The 17,802-nt window shown below is 64.8% G+C and carries 21 protein-coding genes and 1 pseudogene; 15 read left to right on the forward strand and 7 right to left on the reverse strand.

Translation table 11 applies throughout. The annotated features are described in order from the left end of the window. The first annotated feature begins 37 nt into the window (after window positions 1-37). The 9 genes from RFM40_RS22335 to RFM40_RS22375 all read left to right on the forward strand — a co-directional run bounded on the left by RFM40_RS22335 (window position 38) and on the right by RFM40_RS22375 (window position 7,933). On the forward strand, window positions 38-685 hold the full coding sequence (locus tag RFM40_RS22335; RefSeq protein ID WP_320227616.1) for a thiamine phosphate synthase: 648 nt from the start codon (window positions 38-40) through the stop codon (window positions 683-685). A gap of 1 nt (window position 686) precedes the next feature. Next, window positions 687-1,784 (forward strand): tetratricopeptide repeat protein, encoded by a 1,098-nt coding sequence (locus tag RFM40_RS22340; RefSeq protein ID WP_320227615.1) that lies wholly within the window; start codon window positions 687-689, stop codon window positions 1,782-1,784. A gap of 164 nt (window positions 1,785-1,948) precedes the next feature. Further along, entirely contained in the window at window positions 1,949-2,515 is a 567-nt protein-coding gene (efp, locus tag RFM40_RS22345) for an elongation factor P (RefSeq protein WP_320227614.1), read from the forward strand. Window positions 2,516-2,556: 41 nt separating this feature from the next. Continuing rightward, window positions 2,557-3,357 (forward strand): inositol monophosphatase family protein, encoded by an 801-nt coding sequence (locus tag RFM40_RS22350; protein ID WP_320227613.1) that lies wholly within the window; start codon window positions 2,557-2,559, stop codon window positions 3,355-3,357. A 206-nt stretch (window positions 3,358-3,563) separates the two neighbouring features. Further along, on the forward strand, window positions 3,564-4,292 hold the full coding sequence (trhA, locus tag RFM40_RS22355; protein ID WP_320221555.1) for a PAQR family membrane homeostasis protein TrhA: 729 nt from the start codon (window positions 3,564-3,566) through the stop codon (window positions 4,290-4,292). Window positions 4,293-4,394: 102 nt separating this feature from the next. Continuing rightward, window positions 4,395-5,414, forward strand: coding sequence for a MotA/TolQ/ExbB proton channel family protein (locus RFM40_RS22360; protein WP_320227612.1), 1,020 nt, complete (start codon window positions 4,395-4,397; stop codon window positions 5,412-5,414). Between the two features lies 1 nt (window position 5,415). Next, a complete protein-coding gene (locus RFM40_RS22365) occupies window positions 5,416-6,444 on the forward strand; it encodes a peptidoglycan -binding protein (RefSeq protein WP_320227611.1) in 1,029 nt (342 codons plus the stop codon). Between the two features lie 258 nt (window positions 6,445-6,702). Then, window positions 6,703-7,095 carry a hypothetical protein gene (locus tag RFM40_RS22370; RefSeq protein ID WP_320278248.1) on the forward strand — a complete coding sequence of 131 codons (393 nt, stop codon included), beginning with the start codon at window positions 6,703-6,705 and terminating at the stop codon, window positions 7,093-7,095. A 412-nt stretch (window positions 7,096-7,507) separates the two neighbouring features. Further along, a complete protein-coding gene (locus RFM40_RS22375; RefSeq protein WP_320227609.1) occupies window positions 7,508-7,933 on the forward strand; it encodes a hypothetical protein in 426 nt (141 codons plus the stop codon). A 54-nt stretch (window positions 7,934-7,987) separates the two neighbouring features. Here the strand turns inward: RFM40_RS22375 and RFM40_RS22380 are convergent, their stop codons facing one another. Next, complete coding sequence (locus tag RFM40_RS22380; RefSeq protein ID WP_320227608.1) at window positions 7,988-8,341, reverse strand: DUF1304 domain-containing protein; 354 nt, start codon at window positions 8,339-8,341, stop codon at window positions 7,988-7,990. Window positions 8,342-8,487: 146 nt separating this feature from the next. Between RFM40_RS22380 and RFM40_RS22385 the strand changes: the two genes are divergently transcribed. Then, window positions 8,488-9,972 carry a carboxypeptidase M32 gene (locus RFM40_RS22385; protein ID WP_320278249.1) on the forward strand — a complete coding sequence of 495 codons (1,485 nt, stop codon included), beginning with the start codon at window positions 8,488-8,490 and terminating at the stop codon, window positions 9,970-9,972. Window positions 9,973-9,988: 16 nt separating this feature from the next. On the opposite strand, the gene RFM40_RS22390 is transcribed toward RFM40_RS22385, so the two are convergent. Then, window positions 9,989-11,791: an ABC transporter transmembrane domain-containing protein gene (locus tag RFM40_RS22390; protein WP_320278250.1), complete on the reverse strand. Its 1,803-nt coding sequence runs from the start codon at window positions 11,789-11,791 to the stop codon at window positions 9,989-9,991. A 206-nt stretch (window positions 11,792-11,997) separates the two neighbouring features. Between RFM40_RS22390 and rpmE the strand changes: the two genes are divergently transcribed. Beyond that, the gene (gene rpmE, locus RFM40_RS22395; protein ID WP_112559687.1) at window positions 11,998-12,219 is read left to right on the forward strand and encodes a 50S ribosomal protein L31; all 222 of its coding nucleotides are present in this window, start codon (window positions 11,998-12,000) and stop codon (window positions 12,217-12,219) included. A gap of 183 nt (window positions 12,220-12,402) precedes the next feature. Here the strand turns inward: rpmE and RFM40_RS22400 are convergent, their stop codons facing one another. Then, window positions 12,403-13,044: a TetR/AcrR family transcriptional regulator gene (locus RFM40_RS22400; RefSeq protein ID WP_320227605.1), complete on the reverse strand. Its 642-nt coding sequence runs from the start codon at window positions 13,042-13,044 to the stop codon at window positions 12,403-12,405. A gap of 133 nt (window positions 13,045-13,177) precedes the next feature. Here RFM40_RS22400 and RFM40_RS22405 point away from each other — a divergent pair, with 133 nt between their 5' ends. Then, a complete protein-coding gene (locus RFM40_RS22405; protein ID WP_320278251.1) occupies window positions 13,178-13,654 on the forward strand; it encodes an anthrone oxygenase family protein in 477 nt (158 codons plus the stop codon). Between the two features lie 33 nt (window positions 13,655-13,687). Here the strand turns inward: RFM40_RS22405 and RFM40_RS22410 are convergent, their stop codons facing one another. The 3 genes from RFM40_RS22410 to RFM40_RS22420 all read right to left on the reverse strand — a co-directional run bounded on the left by RFM40_RS22410 (window position 13,688) and on the right by RFM40_RS22420 (window position 15,309). Continuing rightward, on the reverse strand, window positions 13,688-13,999 hold the full coding sequence (locus RFM40_RS22410; protein ID WP_320227603.1) for an Rdx family protein: 312 nt from the start codon (window positions 13,997-13,999) through the stop codon (window positions 13,688-13,690). An 18-nt stretch (window positions 14,000-14,017) separates the two neighbouring features. Beyond that, window positions 14,018-14,767 (reverse strand): YebC/PmpR family DNA-binding transcriptional regulator, encoded by a 750-nt coding sequence (locus tag RFM40_RS22415; protein WP_320227602.1) that lies wholly within the window; start codon window positions 14,765-14,767, stop codon window positions 14,018-14,020. Between the two features lie 218 nt (window positions 14,768-14,985). Next, window positions 14,986-15,309: an ArsR/SmtB family transcription factor gene (locus RFM40_RS22420; protein ID WP_320278252.1), complete on the reverse strand. Its 324-nt coding sequence runs from the start codon at window positions 15,307-15,309 to the stop codon at window positions 14,986-14,988. A gap of 51 nt (window positions 15,310-15,360) precedes the next feature. Here RFM40_RS22420 and RFM40_RS22425 point away from each other — a divergent pair, with 51 nt between their 5' ends. From RFM40_RS22425 to RFM40_RS22435, 3 genes are read left to right on the forward strand one after another with little or no spacing between them, the layout of a single operon-like run. Next, entirely contained in the window at window positions 15,361-15,843 is a 483-nt protein-coding gene (locus tag RFM40_RS22425) for an SRPBCC domain-containing protein (protein ID WP_292341063.1), read from the forward strand. Window positions 15,844-15,872: 29 nt separating this feature from the next. Beyond that, the gene (locus RFM40_RS22430) at window positions 15,873-16,262 is read left to right on the forward strand and encodes a VOC family protein (RefSeq protein ID WP_320227600.1); all 390 of its coding nucleotides are present in this window, start codon (window positions 15,873-15,875) and stop codon (window positions 16,260-16,262) included. 17 nt (window positions 16,263-16,279) lie between these two features. Beyond that, a complete protein-coding gene (locus tag RFM40_RS22435) occupies window positions 16,280-16,741 on the forward strand; it encodes an SRPBCC family protein (protein WP_320227599.1) in 462 nt (153 codons plus the stop codon). A gap of 219 nt (window positions 16,742-16,960) precedes the next feature. On the opposite strand, the pseudogene RFM40_RS22440 reads toward RFM40_RS22435, so the two are convergent. Beyond that, window positions 16,961-17,724 (reverse strand): annotated as a pseudogene (locus RFM40_RS22440) (TerC family protein). Between the last annotated feature and the right edge of the window lie 78 nt (window positions 17,725-17,802).

Consider the following 17,802-nt stretch of genomic DNA (forward strand, 5'->3'; position numbering starts at 1 on the left):
TTCGCCCGGCATAGGCGAAAACCGGGATCGAAGACCAATGAACGATTTAACGCCGCCCAACCGCTGCCGTATCGTGCTGATCGCGCCGCCGCTTGCGACGGCCGAGCACGTCTGCGCGGCGTTCGACGGCGGCGACGTCGCCTCGCTGATCCTGCCCGACAATGGCATGGACGACGCCACCTTCCAGACCTTCGCCGAAAAAATCGTGCCGATCGCTCAAGCCGCCGGCATCGCCGTCATCATCGCCGGCGACAGCCGCATTGCCGGCCGCGTTCACGCCGACGGCATCCATGTCGAGGCCAACCGACAGGAGCTCGCCGAGACGATCGAGCGCCTGGCGGACAAGATGATGGTCGGCGCCGGCGGCGCCAAGACCCGCGACGACGCGCTGGAGCTCGGCGAGGAGCGCCCCGACTATATGTTCTTCGGCCGCTTCGGTTACGACAACAAGCCGGAGCCGCATCCGCGCAATCTCTCGCTCGGCCAATGGTGGGCGCAGATGATCCAGATCCCCTGCATCGTCATGGCCGGGTCCGATCTCGCCTCGGTGGAAACGGTGGCGGCCACGGGGGCAGAATTCGTGGCGCTCTCCAGCGCGGTCTTCGCCGACGGGCTCGATCCGCGCGCGGCGGTCGCCGCCGCCAACGCGCTGCTCGACGAAACCGCGCCGCGCTTCGAGGACTGACGTGCGCTGCCTCCGGCTTCCCCTCGCGGCGTTGGCCGCTGCCTTGACGATCCAGGCGGCAACGGCGGCAGGCGCGGAGACCGTGCCGGTGCCGCAGCCCAGGCCGGATACAAATGTGCCGGACGCGAGCGCCCCGAATGCTGACGCCCCTAATACCGGCGCCCCGAATGCTGGCGCTGCGCGGGCCGACAAGCCGATAGAAACACCGCTGCCGCAGCCGGCGACGCTTGCGCCATCGCCCGACACCGTCAATCCCGATCGCTTCGGCGCCAAGCCGCCGGACGCCGCCTATGGCGCCTTCCAGCGCGGGCTCTACAAGACCGCCTACAACCTCGCCATTGTGCGGGCCAATAATGGCGACCCCGCCGCTCAGACACTGGTCGCCGAGATCCTGTCGCGCGGGCTGGGCGTGCCGCTCAACGCAGCCGAGGCTGCGAAATGGTATGGGCTTGCCGCCGAGCAGGGCGTGCCGGAGGCGCAGTTCCAGTACGCGCTGATGCTGCTCGACGGCCGCTATGTGAAGAAGGACAGCAAGGAAGCCTATGCGCTGATGCAGGCCGCCGCCGAGGCCGGCAACCGCCTGGCGCAGTTCAACTTCGCCCAATTGCTCGTCCAGCAGGATCCGGGCGACGCCGGGCTCGCCATGGCCGCCGTCTACTATGAGCGTGCTGCCGCGACCGGACTTGCCGACGCCGAATACGCGATGGCGCAGATCTACGCCAACGGCGCCGGCGGCAGGCCGCATGACGACGCCAAGGCGCGCGTCCTGTTGGCTCAGGCCGCCCGGCAGAACTACGACACCGCACAGATCGATCTCGCCGCCTGGATGATCGAGGGGCGCGGCGGCGAGCGCGACCTGAAATCGGGCTTCGCCTGGATGAAGCGCGCGGCCGAGGGAGGCAACGTCGCCGCCCAGAACCGCCTCGCCAAGCTCTATATGGGCGGCATCGGCACCGACCCCGACCTGATCCTGGCAGGAGCCTGGTACATCCTCGCCCGCCGCGCCGGGCTGATCGACCCGCAGATGGACGATTTCCTCCAGGGCCTCGACGACGGCCAGACCAAGCAGGCGCTGCAGAAGGCGAATCGCCTGCGCTGAGACCACTTGCCACGCCGGACCCGTTCGAGATCCGCTCGCTCGCCGCTCTCCCTTGCCAATCCCTCCCTTGCCTCCCCTCCCTTGCCTCCTTGGGCGATTTGTGGTCTTGGAAGCGCCAAAGCGCGCTTCCCGCGCGAAAAAATCTCATTCCGGATCAGTTCATCATGGCCAAGATCAGCGGCAGCGAAATCCGTCCCGGTTACGTCATCGAGCACGATGGCGGCCTGTGGGTGGCGGTCAAGACCAACACCGTCAAGCCGGGCAAGGGCGGCGCATACAACCAGGTCGAGCTGAAGAACCTGATCAACGGCACCAAGCTCAACGAGCGCTTCCGCTCGGCCGAGACCGTCGAGCAGATCCGCCTCGACCTGAAGGATTTCTCCTTCCTCTACGAGCAGGGCGACGCGCTGGTGTTCATGGACACCGAGAGCTACGAGCAGCTCGAACTGGCAAAGGACTTCGTCGGCGAACGCGCCGCTTTCCTGCAGGACGGCATGATGGTGACGGTCCAGCTCTACGAGGAACGGCCGATCGGCATCTCGCTGCCCGACCAGGTGACGCTGACCATCACCGAGGCCGACCCGGTGGTGAAGGGCCAGACGGCGGCGTCCTCCTACAAGCCGGCGGTGCTGGAAAACGGCGTCCGCGTGCTGGTGCCGCCCTTCATCTCCGCCGGCGAGCGCATCGTGGTCGACACCAACGAAATCACTTACGTGCGCCGCGCAGACTAGACGGCCCAGGCAACAGGAAGAAAAGACAGCAGGAAGAAAAAATGGCGCGTTCCGCTCTCCTCAATGTCATGGTCCAGGCCGCGATGAAGGCCGGCCGGTCCCTGTCGCGCGATTTCGGCGAGGTGCAGAACCTGCAGGTCTCGATGAAGGGACCGGGCGACTATGTCAGCCAGGCCGACCGCAAGGCGGAAGAGATCGTCTTTGCCGAACTGTCCAAGGCGCGGCCGGGCTACGCTTTCCTGATGGAGGAGCGCGGTGCAGTCGAAGGCGAGGACGGCCAGCATCGCTGGATCGTCGACCCGCTCGACGGCACCACCAATTTCCTGCACGGCATCCCGATTTTCTCGGTCTCGATCGCGCTCGAGCGCCAGGGCCAGATCGTCGCCGGCGTCGTCTACAATCCGGCGATGGACGAGCTCTACACCGCCGAGCGCGGCGGCGGCGCCTTCATGAACGACCGCCGGCTGCGGGTCGCCGGGCGCGCCAAGTTGACCGATGCCGTGATCGGCTGCGGCGTGCCGCATCTCGGGCGCGGCCAGCACGGCAATTTCCTGATCGAGCTGCGCAACGTGATGGCCGAAGTCTCCGGCGTTCGCCGCCTCGGCTCAGCCGCGCTTGACCTTGCCTATGTCGCGGCCGGCCGCATGGACGGTTTTTGGGAGACCGGCCTGTCGTCCTGGGACATCGCCGCCGGCACGCTGCTCATCCGCGAGGCGGGCGGCTTCGTGTCGGACATGGATGGCGGACAGGACATGCTGGAGGCCGGCTCCATCGTCGCCGGCAACGAACTCATCCAGCGTGCGCTCTTGAAGACCGTCAAGAAGCCCCTGGCATCGCGCTAACAGGCCAGCCACGCCGGCGGCGCGGCGCGTTGAAGCGCCTGCGCATGATCCCCGAACCAAAGGTTCGGAAAGGATCATGCGCAAATCAGAGTGCTACAGCGTCCTTTTGCGCGTCGAAAGGACGCGCGGCGCTGTAGTCGCAAAACCGCAACCGAAGCTTGAAATACTGGTCCGCGACTGCCCAGATAAGGGTTGCAGGATCACTCATGAACGACGCGCGCGCAGAGTCCCGGATCGGAATTGGGCCCCAGGTCGAAATCGGGTCCCAGATCGAAATACCCTTTGTCGGCCGCTGGCATTATTCGCGCGCCGAAATGATCGCCGATGGCATAGTTCATGCCGTGGGTATCGTGCTGGCGATCGCGGCCGGTTCGGCCTTCCTGGCGCTTGCTGCCTTTCATTCCGGCCCCGGTGAATATGTCGCGGCGGTCTTCTACGTCGTATCGCTGCTCACCGTGCTCTCGGTATCGCTGGCCTACAATCTTTGGCCGATATCGTGGCCGGCGAAGTGGATATTGCGCCGTTTCGATCACGCCGCGATCTACCTGCTGATCGCCGCCACCTACACGCCCTTCCTCGCTCAGCTCCAGGCCTCGTCGCTGGCTCTGCCGATGATCGTTGTGGTGTGGGCCGCCGCGGTGATGGGCATCGCGATCAAGATGTTCCTGCCCGGCCGCTACGACCGGCTGGCGATCGTCTTCTACCTCGCCATCGGCTGGAGCGGCGTCGTGCTCGCCGGACCGCTGGTCGAAACGCTGCCCACGGCCTCCGTCGTGCTGCTGATCGCCGGCGGCATCGTCTATTCCTTGGGCGTCATCTTCTTCGCCTGGAAGGGCCTGCGCTTCCACAATGCTGTCTGGCACGGCTTCGTCGTCGCCGGCGCCGGGCTGCATCTGGCCGCCATGGTCGACTGCCTGGTGATCAGCCGGTTCTGAACCTTGGCGGCGGCGATATTGCCAAGCGCCATTCAATTTGGTCACAATTCCGTTTAGAGTCGCGGCAAATTCGCGGCGGGTGGCATCGGAAACGGGGCACGGATGGCTTTTCTCAGATCCTTCGGCAGGCGCTCGGATGTGCTGGTCTACGATCCGCACAAGCTGTCGAGCCCGCAGGTCTTCCTGCTCACCATGGTGATCTTCCTGGTCATCGTCGCCTTCATCGCCGCCATCCTCACCCGCCAGATCTCGAGAGCCTTCTCCGCCAATCCCGGCCTCAACGGGCTGATCATCGGCGTGCTCGCCGTCGGCATCCTGCTCGCCTTCGTCCAGGTCGGGCGGCTGTTCCGCGAGGTGCGCTGGGTCAATTCCTTCCGTGCCGGCTCCGAGACCACCGAGCCGGTGCTTTTGGCGCCGATGAAGGCGATGATCGGCCGCTCGTCGGCGGTCGCCTTCTCGACCAGTTCGATGCGCACCATGCTCGATTCCATCGCCACCCGCCTCGACGAAAGCCGCGACACCTCGCGCTATCTCGTCGGGCTCTTGGTGTTCCTCGGCCTGCTCGGCACCTTCTGGGGCCTGCTCGGCACCATCGCCTCGATCCGCGAGACCATCGAAGCGCTCGACCCCGGCAGCGGCGACGCCGCCGCCGTGCTCGATGCGCTGAAGCAAGGGCTGTCGGCGCCGCTTGCCGGCATGGGCACGGCCTTCTCGTCCTCGCTGTTCGGCCTCTCCGGTTCGCTGGTGCTCGGCTTCCTCGACCTGCAGGCCGGCCGAGCCCAGACCCGCTTCTACACAGAGCTCGAGAACTGGCTCTCCTCGGTCACCGACCTGTCGTCCGACATCGTCGTCTCCGAGGCGTCCAAAGCCGAGCCGTCCGAGGAAATCCGGCTGCTCTCGGAGCGGCTGCGCAGCCTGCAGGAGAATGGCGGCGGCTCAAATCCGCGCGTCGCCACCGCCATGGCCAACCTCGCCGACGGCATTTCCGGCCTGGTCAAGAACATGCGCTCCGAACAGCAGATCATGCGCGACTGGGTCGAGGCCCAGTCCGACGAGCAGAAGGCGATGCGCAACACGCTGGAAAAGATCGCCGACGCGCTGAAGAAGCAAGGGGTCCACTGACGTGGCGCTGGCAAGACGGCGCGCCGATCGCCGCATCGACTACTGGCCGGGTTTCGTCGACGCGCTGTCGACGCTGCTTTTGGCGATCATGTTCCTGCTGACTGTCTTCGTGCTGGCGCAGTTCCTGCTCAGCCGCGAGATTTCCGGCAAGGACACGGTGCTCAACCGCCTCAACTCGCAGATCAACGAGCTGACCCAGCTGCTGGCGCTGGAGCGCTCGAACAGCCAGGACAAGGAAGATACGCTCGCCAACCTGCAGGCCTCGCTGTCGGCGGCGGAAGCGGAAAGAAGCCGCCTTCAGCAATTGCTGGATCAAGGGGCTGGCGCCGGCGACGCGGCCAACAAGCGCGCCTCGGCCCTTTCAGGCGAGCTCGACAACCAGCGCCAGATCAGCCAGCAGGCGCTGAGCCAGGTCGAGATCCTCAACCAGCAGATCGCGGCATTGCGCAAGCAGATCGGAGCGCTCGAAGACGCGCTCAACGTCTCCGAGCAGCGCGATCGCGACTCCAACACCAAGATCGCCGACCTCGGCCGCCGGTTGAACGTGGCGTTGGCGCAGCGTGTCCAGGAGCTCAACCGATACCGCTCCGATTTCTTTGGCCGGCTGCGCGAGATCCTCGCCGACCGCGAGAACATCCGCATCGTCGGCGACCGCTTCGTCTTCCAGTCGGAGGTCTTGTTTCCCACCGGCTCCGACGTGATCAACGATGCCGGCAAGGTCGAGATGAAGAAGCTCGCCGACGCCATCATCGAATTGCAGAAGGAAATCCCGCCCGAGATCAGCTGGGTGCTGCGCGTCGACGGCCATACCGACAACAAGCCGCTGTCGGGCACCGGCCGTTATCGCGACAACTGGGAGCTTTCGACGGCGCGCGCGACCTCGGTGGTGAAGTTCCTGATCGAGAACGGCGTGCCGGCCAACCGGCTGGTCGCCGCCGGCTTCGGCGAGTTCCAGCCGCTCGATCCGGCCGATACGGACGAGGCGCGCAGCAAGAACCGCCGTATCGAACTGAAGCTCACCGAGCGCTGAGCGGTCGCTGGAGCCCCGCTCGCGCGAGAAAGTTTGCAGCCCGTACCTCGCTTTTAGGGCAGGGTGCGCGCGCGGCAAGGCCGCAAAAGATTACCGTTTTTTAATTCCACTTTGGCGGGTGCCGTTCCTAAGTTTCTCCATAGGGCCGAGGACCGCCGGCGGTGCCTCCCACATCGCGACGCGACGGAACCGGACGGCCCAGGCCGGAAGGCAGGTCGTTTCCGGCGCCGCCTTCCCCAGCAACAAGGAGACGCAACCATGCGCTCTTTCAAGCTACCCAGGACTGCGGCACTTGCCGCACTTGTCGCCGCCGTTCCGTTTGCCGGCGCCTATGCCGCATCAGCCGGCTTCTACACCCCGCGCACGGCAGGCCTGATCGACCAGGCGCAGAGCGTTGATCAAGGTGTCACGGCGGCGCGGCAGACGGACAAGATCAAGCCGGACGAAGCGCGCGACCTTCACAGGCAGGCCGTCCGTATCAGCCGCGTCGCCCAAAGAGAGGCTGCGGCGGGACATGGCTCGATATCGGCCGCGCAGTATCAGCAGTTGGTGGCGCAGCTCGATGATGTGAGCCAGAGCCTGCGCAACGCCACGGGCAGCAACTTCCTCATCGGCAACGGCGCGGACGCCGGATATTATCCGAACGGCTGAACCTTTCCATCGCAGCGACTTTGTCGCGACGGCCCCGCGCGTCTCCTGACGCGCGGAGCCGCTCTGCCGCTTTGGCCGGTTTGCTTCAACCGCTCGATCCGTTCGGTATGGGATGACGCGGCAACGACGACCGGAAATTGACGTGAAGCTCACCGAACGTTGATCCGCTATCACGCAAATTCACGCGAATTTGTTCGCCGGCTCAACTCTAGGGCGCAGAAAGCCAGCGGCAAGGCCTGAAAACATTATCTTTTTTTAATTACCCGCGGCGATTTGGCGCTCCTAATTTGCCGCGCAGGGCCGGGGACCGCCGGCGATGCCTCCCATCGCGACGCGACGGAACTGGACGGCCCGCAAGGTCGGAAGGCGGAGCGGATGGCCGCTCCCTTCCCCAGCAGGAGGATGCGCCGTCATGCGCGCTTCGACATCTCTCAAGACTGCAACCCTCGCCGCGGCTCTGATTGCCGCCCCGCTCGCCGGCGCTTCCGCCGCCGGGCGTCACAAGGGCACCCTCGACGCGAGCGATCCAACAGATTTCACCGGACCGCGCGTGACCAGCCTGATCCAGCAGATCCAGGGCGTCGACCAAGGCATCAGGGATGCGCGGGAAGCGAACACCATCTCGGCTGCCGAGGCGCAGCAGCTGCATATGCGCGCCGCTCACATCAGCCTGGCCGCCGAGAATGTCGCCGCCTCCGATCGCGGCAGAATTCCCGCCGCGCAATATCACGACCTGCTGCGCCGGCTCGACCATGTCGACCAGAAGCTGATGGTCGATACCGGCAGCGGCTTCCTGATGGGCGACGGCGCCGACGGCGGCCACTACCCGAATGGCTGAAGGTCTTCCGAGGAAGGGACCACCTGGCGCCCGAGCCCTAAGGGCGCCCTTTTTTCACCAGCTCAGCCAAACCGCGGCGATCGCGAGCACCGCCGGCACCGTCTGGATGAACAGAATCTTGCGGCCGACGGTCGCCGCGCCGTAAAGGCCGGCGATGGCGACGCAAAGCAGGAAGAAGATCTTGATCTGGAATCCGCCGGCGCCGAGATAGAGGCCCCAGATCAGGCCCGCGGCGAAAAAGCCGTTATAGAGCCCCTGATTCGCGGCGAGCACTTTTGAAGCGCTGGCAAAGTCCGGCTTGAGATTGAACGCCTTGTGCCCGCGCGGCGTATCCCACAGCACCATCTCCAGATAGACGATGTAGCAGTGGATCAGCGCCACCAGCCCGGTCAGGATATTGCCAATCATTGTCCCCTCCAGCTTGTTGTTTCCTGCATTGATCACTGAGCGCCGCTGCAAGGCAAGACGGGCTGCTCCGCCGCTGGCCGATCAGGGTTGCCAAGCTCGATGCGTTGGTATCTTTTCGCGCCAGCCAACTTGAGCTGGAATCCATCATGTCCTTCCAAAAACTCGATCAACTCGGCCACAGGCTAGAAGCGCTGGAGCATGCGCTGGCCATCCTCGGCGCCGACGAGGCGACCCACATGGCGGTCGGCGGAGGCGAGAAGCGCGCCGAGGCGATGTCGGCGCTGGCCGGCATGCTGCACACCCAGGCGACCGCGCCGGAGATCGGCGACTGGATCGCCGCCGCTGAAGCCGAGCCGCTGAACGATGAGCAGCAGGCGGCGGTGCGGGAACTGCGCCGGCAATACACCAATCTCACCTGCCTGCCGGTCGAATTCGTCGAGCGCCAGACGACGGCGCGCATGCGCTCCGAGCAGCTCTGGCGCGACCTGCGCGCCAAGAATGACTGGGCAGGCTTCCTGCCGGCGCTGGAAGGCGTGGTGGCGCTGGTGCGGGAGGAGGCAGCGCTGCGCGCCGACGCGCTCGGCCTCGCCCCCTATGACGCGCTGATGGAGCAATATGATCCCGGCAACCGCGCCGCCGACATCACGCCGGTGTTCGCCGAGCTGAAGGCCTTCCTGAAGGATTTCCTGCCCCACGCATTGGCCGTGCAGGACGCGCGGCTGGCGAAGCATCCGCGGAAGCTGCTCTCCGGCAGCTACGCCGTCGAGAAGCAGCGAGAGCTCGGCCTTGCCATGATGGCGGCGGTCGGCTTCGACCTCACCCACGGCTCGCTGTCGGTGTCGCACCATCCCTTCTGCGGTGGCGTGCCGAGCGATGTGCGCATCACCACCCGCTACAAGACCTCCGATTTCCTGTCGGCGCTGATGGGCGTGCTGCACGAGACCGGCCACGCGCTCTACGAGCAGAACCTGCCGAAAGCCTGGTCGCACTGGCCGCTCGGCAAGGCGCGCGGCATGGCGGTGCATGAGAGCCAGAGCCTGTTCGTCGAAAAGCAGATCGGCCGCAACCCGGCCTTCTGGCGCTGGGCGCTGCCGGTGGTCGAAAAACATCTCGGCGAAGCCTGGTCGCTCGACGACATCCTGCCGCATGTCCATCATGTGGAACGCGGCCTGATCCGCGTCGACGCCGACGAGGTCACCTATCCGCTGCATGTCATCCTGCGCTACGAGCTCGAGCAGGAGCTTGTTGCCGGCCGGCTGGAGCCCGCCGACCTGCCCGAGGCCTGGGACGCCAAGATGCGCGACTATCTGGGCCTGTCGACCATCGACAACCCGGCCGACGGACCGATGCAGGACGTGCACTGGCCGGGCGCCGCCTTCGGCTATTTCCCGTCCTATACGCTGGGCGCCATGATGGCGGCGCAGCAATGGGCGGCCCTGACCAGGGAACATCCGTCCGCGGACAAGGACCTCGCCAAGGGCGATTTCGGCGCCATCAACGACTGGCGCCGCAAAAGAATCTGGTCGCGAGGCTCGCGCTGGTCGACGCCGGATCTTCTCGAGCGCGCCACCGGCGAGAGGCTCAACGCGGCTTATTTCACCGAGCACCTGCGCAGGCGCTACGGCGACTGACGCGTATCGGTCGTAGCTACTCCGCTGCGCCCTTGAAGGCGCTGGCGCCGCTCTCGAACTGCAGCTTGGCGAGCCGCGCATAAGTGCCGCCCTTGGCGACCAGGCTCTGATGCGTGCCTTCCTCGACGATGCGCCCGCCGTCCATGACCAGGATCCGGTCGGCCTTGAGCACCGTCGCCAGCCGGTGGGCGATGACGATGGTGGTACGGCCGCGCATCAGGCGCTCGAGCGCCGTCTGCACCAGCGTCTCGCTTTCGGCGTCAAGCGCCGACGTCGCCTCGTCGAGCAAAAGGATCGGCGCGTCGCGCAGGATGGCGCGGGCGATCGCCACGCGCTGGCGCTGGCCGCCGGACAGCGTCACGCCGCGCTCGCCCACCTGGCTGTCATAACCCTTGTCGAGCCTGGCGACGAATTCATCCGCAAGCGCCGCCTTCGCCGCTGCCTCAATCTCGGCATCGCCGGCGCCGGGCCGGCCGAAGCCGATATTGTCGCGGACGCTTGCCGCGAAGATGGTGACGTCTTGCGGCACGATGGCGATACGATCGCGGATCGCGGCCGGATCGGCCTCGCGCACGTCGACGCCGTCGATGACGATGCGGCCGCTTTCCGGATCGTAGAAGCGCAGGATCAGCGAGAAGACCGTGCTTTTTCCGGCGCCCGACGGGCCGACGATCGCCACCGTCTCGCCTGGCTTCACCTGGAAGCTCAGGCCATGCACGGCGGCTCGGTCCGGCCGCGCCGGATAGGAGAAGGAGACGTCGTCGAAGCTGATCGCGCCTTTCGCCTTTGCCGGCAGCGGCTGCGGATCGACGGGCGACTGGATGGCAGGCTCCTCAGCCAGGATCTCGGTCAGCCGCTCGGCGGCGCCCGCCGCCTGCGACAGCTCGCTCCACACCTCCGACAGCGCGCCGAGCGCGCCGGCGGCGAACACCGAATAGAGCAGGAACTGGCCGAGCGTGCCGGCTGACATCGTGCCGGCAAGCACGTCGCGCGAGCCGAACCAGAGCACCGCCACCACCGAGGAAAAGATCATGAAGATGGCGAAGAAGGTAAGGAAGGAGCGGGCGAAGACCGAGGTCCTTGCCGCCTCGAAGGCGGCCTCCACGGCTGCCGAGAAGTGCCCCGTGACCAGCTTCTCGTTGGTGAAAGCCTGCAGCGTGCGGACCGCGCCGATCTGCTCGCTGGCATAGGCGGTGGCCTCGGCGAGCGTGTCCTGCGCCAAGCGCGACTTGCGCCGCACCGAGCGGCCGAAGGCGACCAGCGGCAGCACGATCAGTGGGATGGCTGCAATGACCAGGCCGGAGAGTTTCGGACTGGTGAAGACCATCATCGCCACGGCACCGAGGCCGAGGATGAGGTTGCGCAGCGCGACCGAGGCCGTGGCGCCGACCGCCGATTTCACCTGCGTGGTGTCGGCGGCGAGCCGCGACACGATCTCACCGGAATGCGCTTTGTCGAAAAAGGCCGGCGAAAGCGTCGTGACATGCGAAAAGACGTCGCGGCGGATGTCGGCGACGACCCGCTCGCCGAGCGTGATGACGAAATAGTAGCGGCTGGCCGACGCCGCCGCCAGCAAGGCCGCCATCAGAACAAGCGCCGCGAAATACTCGGCGATGAAGGTGGAGCCCGACGCCTGGAAGCCATGATCGATCATGCGCCGCACGGCCATCGGCAGGGCCAGCGTCGTCGCCGCCGCCACGATCAGTGAGATGACGGCGCCGACCGCCAGTTTCCGGTAACGGGTAATATAGGGAAAAAGGCTTCTCAGCGGCCGGATCGAACGCTTGCGCGCGTCTCCACTGACACCGATATCCGCCATGAGCGTTTCCTCTGGCCGCTTGCCGGTAACGCGCTTCAATATGCGCTTGCCGCGGCCTTGTGATTCAATTCCGGCTGATGTATAGGCTCGCCGACCGTTTTAGAAGCCGTGGCTTTTCATTAGCTGCGGCTTCGAGTTTTAAAAAGGGGCGCATCGACGCAGGCCGTGGGCCCGTCACCGGCGCCGGCAAGCCAGGAAATAAGACAATGAAGGCCGATATCCATCCCGACTACCACACCATCAAGGTCGTCATGACCGACGGCACCGAATACATGACCCGCTCGACCTGGGGCAAGGAAGGCGACACGATGAACCTCGACATCGACCCGACCACGCACCCGGCCTGGACCGGTGGCCAGCAGACCCTGCTCGACCGCGGCGGCCGCCTGTCGAAGTTCAAGAAGCGTTTTGAGGGTTTCGGCCTCTAAGCCCTCATCCGCTTTGTCGCAGATCAAAAACCCGCCCTCGAGGCGGGTTTTTTGTTGGCCAGCGTTTGCCCCAACCTCCCCCTTGTGGGGAGGTCGGACCGAAGGTCCGGGTGGGGGCCTGGCGCCGCCCCCTCCCCGCTGCTTCGCAGCCACCCTCCCCGCGAGGGGGAGGGTGGGAGCATCCTACTCATCAACCAACTCCCGCAGCGCCATGCGCTTGTAGGCTGCGACCAGCCTGTCGCCTTCTTCCCGGTCGACCGATATCGCCAGCCGCACGGCAGCCTCGCCCATCTGCCAGACGAGGAATGCCGTAGTCTCCAGATGCACCGGATCAGCGTCCGGGCGTAGCCGCTTCAGCACCGCGACCAGGAATTCGGCGTTGGCCCGGCTGTCGGCGAGTTCCAACTCGCGCAGCGCCTTGTCGGCCTGCGTGCCCGACCAGATGTCGCGCATAACCGGCTCGGCCAGGAACAGCCGGTAGTAGACGTCGACCAGTTCCGAAAACGCCCGCTTCAGCGCTTCGGCGTCGCCGACATCCTTCAGCGCCGCCGAAATGCAAGCTTGACTTTCGGCGGTGTAGCGCTCGGCCAGCGCCCAGACGATCGCCCGCTTGTCCGGGAAGAATTGGTAGAGCGAGCCGATCGACACCCCTGCCCTTTCCGCCACCTCGCCCATGCGCATGGCGTCGCTGCCTTGCTCGGCAATCAGCGCGGAGGCGGCGGCAAGCATGCGCTCGACCCGCTCGCGGCTGCGTTGCTGCGTCGGCGCCCGCCGCGGTGAAGCAATGGCGGTCTGGTCGGTCTTCGCCGCGACTTTTTCATCCATGGCTCCCTCCGGGACGATTTTTCGAAAACTGGCTTGACTCGAAAAATACGAGGGTTTATCACGTTTTGCAAATGTGAGGATTTATCACATTTCAATCCCGGGCATCGCCCGCTGCAAATCTGGAGCAACCGACATGATGAAACTTCTTCCCACCCTCACCTTCATCGCCGCGATCGGCTCCGGCGTCGTCGGCGGCGTGTTCTTCGCCTTTTCCAATTTCGTCATGGCGGCGCTTGCCAGGCTGCCCGTCCCAGCCGGCATCGCAGCGATGAATTCGATCAACATCACGGTGATCACCCCGACCTTCATGACGGCGTTGTTCGGCACCGGCCTCATCTGCCTGGTGCTTATCGCCGCCGCCATCATGGGCTGGAGCCAGCCGGGCTCATACTGGCTGCTTGCCGGCGCCGTGATCTATCTCATCGGCAATCCGATCGTGACCATGCTCTTCAACGTGCCGCTCAACGATGCGCTCGCCGCCGTCGATCCTGCGAGCAGCAACGGCGCGGCCGTGTGGGCGAACCATCTGAGCCAGTGGGTAATGTGGAATCACGTCCGCACCGTCACCGCTATCGTGGCGATGGCTTGCTTCATCATGGCATTGATCTGACGATAAGCAGCCCGGGAACGCAAAGACCCCGTCTCAGGCGGGGTCTGTCTTCTTTTGCGTCTTGCGGTCGGCATGACCGAGATCCCGATCCGGATCGATGACGTCGCGCACCAGCTGTTTGAGCTTTGCCGCATCTGGAAAGCCGCCGTCGCGCTTGCGCTCCCAGATAAGCTGATCGTTGCAGGAAATGGTGAAGATGCCGCCGGTGCCCGGCACCAGCGTCACTTCGCCGAGATCGGTCCCGAAGGTCGAGAGCAATTCCTGCGCCATCCAGCCTGCTCGTAACAGCCACAGGCATTGCGTGCAGTAGGTGATGCGGATGGCCGGAAGCGGTTTCTCGCTCATGTCGGATCCCGCGGCCGATCACGCCGCGCTGAGCTTGGCCATCGTTTCGTCGTCGACTTCGAAATTGGCGTAGACGCTCTGCACGTCGTCATCGTCCTCGAGGGTGGCGACCAGCTTCATCAGCGACTGCGCCCGCTCTTCGTCGACCGGGACGTTGTTCTGCGGCCGCCAGATTGCCTTCACCGATTCCGCCTCGCCGAGCGAGGTTTCCAGCGACTTCGCCACGTCGCCGAGATTTTCGAAGCTGCAATAGATGGTGTGGCCTTCCTCGTCGGACTCCACGTCATCCGCGCCGGCCTCGATCGCCGCTTCCATGACCTTGTCGGCGCTCCCGGCAGCGGCCGGATAGTAGATCTCACCGATGCGGTCCCACATGAAGGACACCGAGCCGGTTTCGCCGAGCGCCCCGCCGGCCTTGGTGAAGGCGGCGCGCACATTGGACGCGGAGCGGTTGCGGTTGTCGGTCAACGCCTCGACGATCAGCGCCACGCCACCTGGACCGTAGCCCTCATAGCGCACGGCCTCGTAGTTTTCTCCGTCGCCGGCGGAAGCCTTGTTGATGGCGCGCTGGATGTTGTCCTTCGGCATCGACACCGCCTTGGCGTTCTGCACCGCAAGGCGCAGCCGCGGGTTCATCGCCGGGTCCGGCGTGCCGGTCTTGGCGGCAACGGTGATTTCGCGCGCCAGCTTGGAAAACATTTTCGACCGCACCGCGTCCTGGCGGCCCTTGCGGTGCATGATGTTCTTGAACTGTGAATGGCCAGCCATGGCACCCCTGTCGTGTTCGGCTAGAGCATTTTCGGCCAGGAGCGATCACCCGGCATCGGCAAATGCTCGAATTCAAAATTTCAGAACGCTGCAAGCATGCCCGCGAAGGCATGCGGCGTCTCTGTCGGAATGGCCGGCTTATAGATAAATCGGCTCAATTCGTCCAGCCGCGCCGTTTCACCGGTCGCGACGCCGAGCTGGCCATCCGGCTGAGTGCGTCAGCCCACCAGATCCGACTTGAGCCGGTCGAGGATGCTGATCGCGTGGCCGGCATACCGGCTGATCCAGCGGTCGTGGATCTGCTTGATCGGCAAAGCGTTGATATGGTTCCAGCGCTCGCGCCCCTCGCGCTTTGCCACAACCAGGTCGGCCTCTTCGAGCACCTTGAGATGCATCATCACCGTGCAGCGGTCCATGTCCGGGAAAGCCTCGCAGAGCGCGCCGGTGGTCTGCGGCTGATCCTTCAGCCGGTCCAGCAATTCGCGCCGGCGCGGATGCGCCAAGGCCTTGAAAACATGGTCGTCCGTGGTTTGACTTGACATGTTATATTTCTATAACATATCGTTTCGAGCGGCAAGCAAGGAGCTGTGGATATGTCTCTTGGATTCAGGATTTCCGGACGCATCGGCAAGCCGGTCGCGGAGGTCTTCGACGCGGTGGTCAATCCGACGAAGCTTAGCGGCTATTTCACCACCATCGGCGGCGCCTCCGCCCCACTGGTCGCCGGCACCACCGTGACCTGGTGGAAGACCGTGCCGGTCGAGGTCGATGAAGTGACGAAAGACAAGCGCATCGTGCTGCGCTGGGACGCGACCGACGCCGAGGGCAAGCCGGCCTACAAGACCCGTATCGAGATGAATTTCGAGCCATTGGATGACGGCGGCACCTTCGTCACCATCGCCGAGGAGGGCTGGCGCGAAGGCGAGGCCGGACTGAAGAAATCCTACCTCAATTGCGAGGGCTGGTCGCAGATGCTGGCCTGCATGAAGGCCTATCTTGAATACGGCATCAACCTGCGCGACGGCTATTATCGCAGTGAGCTGCGGGGCGAGCCGGCCAACGAAACCAACATCTGAGCCCCAACGTCAGAGTAAAGGAGGCCGCTGTGAAAGTAACGCCGTTCCTGATGTTCGAAGGCCGGGCGGAAGAGGCGATGACCTTCTATTGCGAGACCATTCCGGAGAGCCGCGTCGTCGACGTCACGCGCTATCGCGCCGGCGAGGACGGGCCCGAAGGGACGGTCAAGCTGGCCCGCGCCTCGATCGGCGGCACGGAGGTGATGATCTTCGACAGCCCGGTGCATCACGCCTTCACCTTCACGCCGTCGATCTCGCTCTTCGTCGACTGTTCCTCCGAAGCGGAGCTGGAGCGCATTGTCGAGGCGCTGGCCAAGGACGGCGCGTTCCTGATGCCGACCGGCAATTACGGCTTCAGCCGCCGTTTCGCCTGGCTCAACGACCGGTTCGGCGTCTCCTGGCAGATCAACCTGCCCTGAACGAACGGGAGGAAGTCATGGAACTCAAAGAATCTCCCACCGCCGAAGCCGCCATGCTGATCCGCCGGCCCGTCGCCGATGTCTTCGAGGCCATCGTCGACCCGGCGATCACCACGAAATTCTGGTTCACGCATTCCACCGGCCGGCTGGACGCGGGCAAGCCGGTCGAGTGGGAGTGGCGGATGTACAGCGTCTCGACCAGGGTCGAGGTCGGCGAGATCGTCCCCAACGAAAAGATCGTCATGCAATGGAGCGATCCGCCGACCACCGTCGTCTGGACTTTTACCGAAATGCCTGGCGACGCAACGTTCCTCGAAGTCCGCAATTTCGGCTTCGCCGGCAACGGCGACGAGCAGGTCCGTCAGGCAATCGGCTCGACCGGCGGCTTCTCTCTGGTGCTCGCCGGGGCCAAGGCCTGGCTGGAGCAAGGCCTGACGCTCGGCCTGATCGGCGACCGGCATCCGAAGGGCCTAAAATGAATTCGTCATGCTAGGGCGGAGCAAGGAGCGAAGCGACGCGCGCAGACCCTAGCATCCATGCCGTGACGCCGACGTTCCGCCGCGTCTCAGGATGAAACACCCAAAAATCCGACAGCTAACTCTCAGCCGATACTCAATTCTGCCTTTGGTCTGCGCGCCGCTTCGCGTCGCTACGCCCAAGGATGACGAAGCTGGAGACCCTTCGGCCGGCATCTTTCTTCAATGCCCACCTGACCTTTGCTTCTTGCGGTGCCGCGCCAGCATGTTGAGGCCTTCGACCAGCGCCGAGAAACCCATGGCGGTGTAGATGTAGCCCTTGGGCACATGGTAGCCCATGCCGTCGGCGATGAGCGTCATGCCGATCATCAGCAGGAAGCCCAACGCCAGCATGACGATTGTCGGGTTCTTGGCGATGAAATTGGCGAGCGGCGTCGCCGCCAGCATCATCACGCTCACCGCCACGATCACCGCGATATACATGATGGCGATCTCGTCGGTCATGCCGACGGCGGTGATGATCGAATCGATCGAGAAGACAAGGTCGAGCAGCAGGATCTGGAAGATCGCGCCGGCAAGGCTCATCTGCAGCGTCTCCCCCATCATCGTGTCCTGGTGATCTTGAGGATCGACCGTGTGGTGGATTTCCTTGGTCGCCTTCCAGACCAGGAACAGGCCGCCGGCGATCAGGATCAGGTCGCGCCAGGAAAAGCCATGCCCGAGCGCCGTGAACACCGGCGCCGTCAGCTGCACGATGATCGAGATGGTCGCAAGCAGCACCAGCCGCATGATCAGCGCCGCCGAGATGCCGAGCCTGCGGGCGCGGGCCCGCTGCGCTTCCGGCAGCTTATTGGTCAGGATTAGATGAAGATCAGGTTGTCGATGCCTAGCACGACCTCCAGCACCACCAGCGTCAGCAGCGCGACCCACGCGGTCGGATCGGAAACGAAGGCAAAGTGGGGCGCCAGGAATTCGACAAGCTGCATGGAGGTCGTCCCCTCTACGATCTGAAGCAGGTTTTTCGGCGAGTTCCGCGGGAGTTAGGTGCTTGAGGTCCTGATATC

The sequence above is a fragment of the Mesorhizobium captivum genome (genome assembly GCF_033977165.1).
In the GTDB taxonomy this organism is placed as follows: domain Bacteria; phylum Pseudomonadota; class Alphaproteobacteria; order Rhizobiales; family Rhizobiaceae; genus Mesorhizobium; species Mesorhizobium captivum.